4 protein-coding genes are annotated in these 5,156 nt (G+C 68.7%); all 4 read left to right on the top strand.

Annotated features, from left to right (window positions below; genetic code table 11):
- Positions 1-1,051: glycoside hydrolase family 3 protein (locus tag ACJ73U_RS46065; RefSeq protein ID WP_407784134.1), on the top strand; the 1,051-nt coding region annotated here is incomplete at its 5' end.
- A 17-nt stretch (positions 1,052-1,068) separates the two neighbouring features.
- Positions 1,069-2,337: an exo-beta-N-acetylmuramidase NamZ domain-containing protein gene (locus tag ACJ73U_RS46060; RefSeq protein WP_407784133.1), complete on the top strand. Its 1,269-nt coding sequence runs from the start codon at positions 1,069-1,071 to the stop codon at positions 2,335-2,337.
- Between the two features lie 10 nt (positions 2,338-2,347).
- Positions 2,348-4,090, top strand: coding sequence for a serine hydrolase (locus tag ACJ73U_RS46055; RefSeq protein WP_407784132.1), 1,743 nt, complete (start codon positions 2,348-2,350; stop codon positions 4,088-4,090).
- 181 nt (positions 4,091-4,271) lie between these two features.
- Positions 4,272-5,156 (top strand): MurR/RpiR family transcriptional regulator (locus ACJ73U_RS46050; protein WP_407784131.1); only part of this gene is annotated, 885 nt, incomplete at its 3' end.

Here is a 5,156-nt window from a genome sequence, read left to right as displayed (position 1 = left end):
CGACAGCCACACCGGCCTGCCGAACATCGGGCGTACCGAGGCCCAGTGGCGCGCCATCGACCTGCCGCCGTTCAAGGCCGCCATCGCCGCCGGCATCGACTCGATCATGACCGCGCACATCCAGGTGCCCAGCCTCGACCCGTCCGGCGTGCCGGCCACGCTGTCCAGGCACATCATGACCGACCTGCTGCGCAACGAGCTCAAGTACCGCGGCGTGATCGTCACCGACTCCCTGGGCATGGGCGGCGCCAACGTCTTCCCCGAGGCCGAGATCCCGGTGATGGCGCTCGAGGCGGGCGTCGACCAGCTCCTGATGCCGCCGCACCTGCAGCTCGCGCTCGACTCGGTCAAGGCGGCCGTGCGCAGCGGCCGGTTGACCGAGAAGCGGATCGACTCCAGCGTGCTGCGGATCCTCACGCTCAAGGTCAAGCGCGGCATCCTGATCGCGCCGTTCGCCGACGAGAGCAAGATCACCCAGCGGGTCGGCACCTCCGACCACGTCGCCGCGATCCAGCAGATCAGCGACCGCACCACGACCGTCGTGCGCAACAACGCCGGGCTCCTGCCGCTGCCCGGCAACCCGGGCAAGGTGCTGGTCACGGGCATCGGCGACACGGTGTCCACGGCCCGCAGCCCCCAGTGGCTCGCCGACAGCCTCAACCGGCGCGGCGCCACGGCCACGGCCCTGGCCACCGGCTCGAGCCCCAGCGCCGCGACGATCAACGGCGCGGTGGCGGCAGCCAACACGTCCGACCTGGTGATCGTCCTGACCAACAACCTGAAGGACCGGGTCAACCAGCGGAACCTGGTGTCCGCGCTGCTCGCCACCGGCAAACCCGTGATCGCGGTCGCGTCGCAGATCCCGTACGACGCGGGTTACGTCGACGCGCCGACCTGGGTCGCCACCTACAGCTGGCGCGCGATGTCCATGGAGTCGCTGGCCAAGGTCCTGCTCGGCGAGATCCACCCCGCCGGCAAGCTGCCCGTGGACATCCCGGTCGGCGGCACGACGACCACCCTCTACCCCTTCGGGACCGGACTGACATGGTGAGCAAGGACCGTCGCGGCATGGACCGCCGAAACTTCCTCATGGCCTCGGCCATGGCCGCCCCGCTGGTCACCACCGGTGCCGCCGCCGCGGAGCCACGCGGTGCCGGTCCGGGCGGCGGCGGCCAACGCGGCACGACGCCCGGCGCCGACACCCTGGCCGCCGCGAGGTGGGCCAAGTTCCGCGGTCGCAAGGTGGGCGTGCTGACCAACCCGACGGGTGTGCTGCGCGACGAGACGCACATCATCGACTCGATGGTGGCCGCCGGTGTGCGGCCGACCGCCGTGTTCGGTCCCGAGCACGGGTTCCGCGGCACGGCCCAGGCTGGCGGCTCCGAGGGCAACTACCTGGACCCGCGCACGCAGGTCCCGGTGTTCGACACCTACACGCTCACCGCCGCGCGGATCGCCGACCAGTTCACCAGGGCCGGCATCGACCTGCTGGTGTTCGACATCGCGGACGCCGGCGCCCGCTTCTACACCTACATCTGGTCGCTCTACAACGCCATGCACGCCGCGGTGCTGACCGGTATCGACGTCGTGGTGCTCGACCGGCCCAACCCGGTCGGCGGCCGGCCGTACGGGCCGGTGCTGGACCCGGCGTTCTCGTCGGGCGTCGGCAAGAAGCCGATCGCGCAGCAGCACGGCATGACGATGGGTGAGCTGGCCAGGCTGTACGACGGCGAGTTCCTGCAGGCCGACGCGGGCGGGCGGCTGAGGAGCCTCGAGGTGGTCAAGCTCAAGGGCTGGCGCCGCGACGACCTGTTCTCCGACACGGGCCTGCCCTGGATCATGCCGAGCCCGAACGTGCCGACCTCGGAGACCGCGCTCCTCTACCCCGGCACATGCCTGTTCGAGGGCACCGTCTTCTCCGAGGGCCGCGGCACCACCCGGCCGTTCGAGATCATCGGTGCGCCCGGGGTCGACTGGCGCTGGGCGGAGGCGCTCAACCGGGCGAAGCTGCCCGGGGTGCGGTTCCGCGAGGCGTACTTCGTGCCGACGTTCAACAAGTGGGTCAACCAGACATGCGGTGGCGTGCAGGTGCACATCACCGACGAGCGGCGCCTCCAGGCGATTCGCACGGCTGTCACCATGCTCGTCACCGCCAAGCAAGTTCACCCGGACGTGTTCGCGTGGCGGTCGGACAACTACATCGACAAGCTGTCCGGCTCGGCCCGGTTACGCACGATGGTGGACGCCGGTGCGAGCGTCGAGCAGGTGACGGACGCGTGGCGCGAGGAGCTGGCCGCGTTCGCGAAGCTACGGGAGAAATACCTGATCTACCGGTGAAGAGGGGGCCATGTCCAGAGTCGCGCGGGTCACAGTTCTGGTATCGGTGCTGGTCATGACCGCGGGAGCCGGCCTGAGCGCCGCCGCGCCCCACGGTTCGACGCACGGGCGGTTCGACCAGCCGCAGACGGGATACGCACACGCCGTCCTGCGGAACGGCTCGCCGGAGTCCGCCGGTCTCGACCCGGCGCCCATCGACGCGGCCCTCAGCAAGATCGACGGATGGACCACGAAGAACTACGACCCGAAGCTGACCGTGCCGCTGTACTCGGGCGCGGTCACCCTGCTGGCGCACGACGGCGTCGTGGTCAGCCGGCACCAGGCCGGGTACGCGGTCCGCTACGCCGACGCCGCCGGCACGGAGTTACCCGAGGACCAGAAGGTCCCGATGCGGCCCGACACGATCTTCGACATGGCCTCGGTGTCGAAGCTGTTCACCTCGATCGCGGTGATGCAGCTGGTCGAGGCCGGCAAGGTCGACACGGCCAGTCCGGTCGCGACCTACCTGCCGGAGTTCGGGGTGAACGGCAAGGAGTCGATCACCGTCGCGCAGCTGCTCACGCACACCTCCGGGCTGGTGTCGTGGATCCCGCTGTGGCGTGACTACCCGGACATCCCGTCGCGGATCAAGGCCGTGATGGACCTCGCGCCGCACAACCCGCCGGGCACGGTCTACGAGTACTCCGACCTGAACCTCATCACCCTCGGCGTGATGGTCGAACGGCTGACCGGCAAGAAGCTGGACCAGGTGGTGGCCGAGCGGATCACCGGGCCGCTGGGCATGGTCGACACCGGCTACAACCCGCCGGCCTCGAAGCTGGACCGGATCGCGGCCACGGAGTACGAGGCCGCGCCGCCACGCGGCATGGTCCGCGGCTCCGTGCACGACGAGAACTCCTGGTCGCTCGGCGGGGTCGCGGGGCACGCCGGCGTGTTCTCGACGGCCAACGACATGGCCATCCTCGCCCAGACGATCCTCAACGGCGGCACGTACAAGGGCAAGCGGATCCTGCGGCCCGAGACGGTCACGGCGATGCTGACCAACCACAACGCCAACTTCCCAGGTCAGGACCACGGGTTGGGGTTCGAGCTGAACCAGATGTGGTACATGGGTGGGCTGGCCGGACCGCGCACGGCCGGGCACACCGGCTTCACGGGCACCGACGTGGTCATCGACCCGGCATCGCGGTCGTTCGCGATCCTGCTGACCAACCGCGTGCACCCGAACCGCAACCGGGGCTCGATCAACATCGCGCGGGAGACGCTGTGCACAGGTCTGGCGAAGGCACTCGCGGTCAGACCACTTGAAGGTCGGGACTCCTGGTACTCAGGCCTGGGAGACGCCTCCGCAGCGTCGCTGACGACGGTCGAGCTTCACCCAACTGGACCCGTTCGGGTGAACTTCGGCGTCTTTGTGGACACGGAGCGCACGGATCGGCTGGTATTCGAGGCAAGCACCGATGGAGTTACGTGGGCGGTGGTGCCACTCTCGGTCCGGGGCCACGGCGCACCGGACGGAGTGGTCGATTCGCTCTCCGGCAACGGGCACCGAACGTGGTGGCGGGCCGAGGCTCAATTACCTTACGCAGCGGAGATCACGCTGCGCTGGCGGTTCGTTACCGACGCTCGCTACACCGGGCGCGGTGTGAACCTCGATGAGATCGAAGTCACGCAACGTGGTCGGACACTCCTCAACGGTGAGAAAGAACCTTACAAACTCCACCCAGAAGGCTGGCAACGTAGATCACGATGAGGGTGAAGTTCGGCGCGGGGCGCTAACAAGGTGTGGGACATCGTCGATTCCGATGTTGCACCCAACAGAACCGCACCCTGAAGTTTTGCCCGGACTTAGGTAGCGTTGTCTACAGACGACGCTCGCCACCTTGTCGTTTCCATACGCCTGTTAGTAAGTTTCCCACGTGAGCGCGAGTGCCATGACCACACAACACACTGAGTCAAGTCCGCTGGTCCGAATCCGGTCTCTTCTGCCCGGTCTGGCCCGCGCCGAGCAGCGCGTCGCGAAGGTTGTCCTCGACAGCCCGTCCACCGTGGCGCGCCGCAGCATCACCGAGGTGGCCGAGGCGGCGGGTACCAGCGAGACGACCGTCACCCGTTTCTGCAAGGCCATCGGCGTCGGCGGCTACCCCGAGCTGCGGATCGCCCTGGCCGCGGACACCGCCCGTTCCGAGGCGCACGCGGAGCGTGACCTGGGGGGCGAGATCTCCCCCGACGACGACATCGCCACGGTCGTCGGCAAGGTCACCTTCGCCGACGCGCGTGCGGTCGAGGAGACCGCCGCGCAGCTCGACACCGAGGTCCTCCAGACAGTTGTCGACGCGCTGGCCTCGGCCGGCCGGGTCGACGTCTACGGTGTCGGCGCCAGCGCGTTCGTCGCCGCCGACCTGCAGCAGAAGCTGCACCGCATCGGCCGGGTCTGCTTCGCGTGGAGCGACACCCACATCATGCTGACCTCCGCCGCCGTGCTGTCCGAGGGCGATGTCGCCTTCGGCATCTCGCACACCGGCGCCACCGCGGACACCGTGGAGGCGCTTCGGGTGGCGCGGGAGCGCGGCGCGACGACCGTGGCGCTGACGAACTTCCCCAGCTCCCCCATCTCCGAGGTCGCCGACCATGTGCTGACCACGGCCGCTCGGGAGACCACGTTCCGGTCGGGGGCGATGTCCAGCCGGCTCGCCCAGCTCACGGTCATCGACTGCTTGTTCATCGGCGTCGCGCAGAAACACCTCGACAGCGCGCGTAACGCGTTGGAGTCCACCTACGAGGACTTATGTGTTGATCGTCTTGTTGGGATTGAGTTT

The sequence above is a fragment of the Actinophytocola sp. genome (assembly GCF_045807065.1).
Classification (GTDB): domain Bacteria; phylum Actinomycetota; class Actinomycetes; order Mycobacteriales; family Pseudonocardiaceae; genus Actinophytocola.
This window is presented reverse-complemented; position numbering and strand designations above follow the sequence as displayed.

Coding starts and splice junctions, on each gene's coding strand:
- ACJ73U_RS46060 (WP_407784133.1), top strand. CDS start 1,069: ATGGACCGCCGAAACTTCCTCATGGCCTCGGCCATGGCCGCCCCGCTG.
- ACJ73U_RS46055 (WP_407784132.1), top strand. CDS start 2,348: ATGTCCAGAGTCGCGCGGGTCACAGTTCTGGTATCGGTGCTGGTCATG.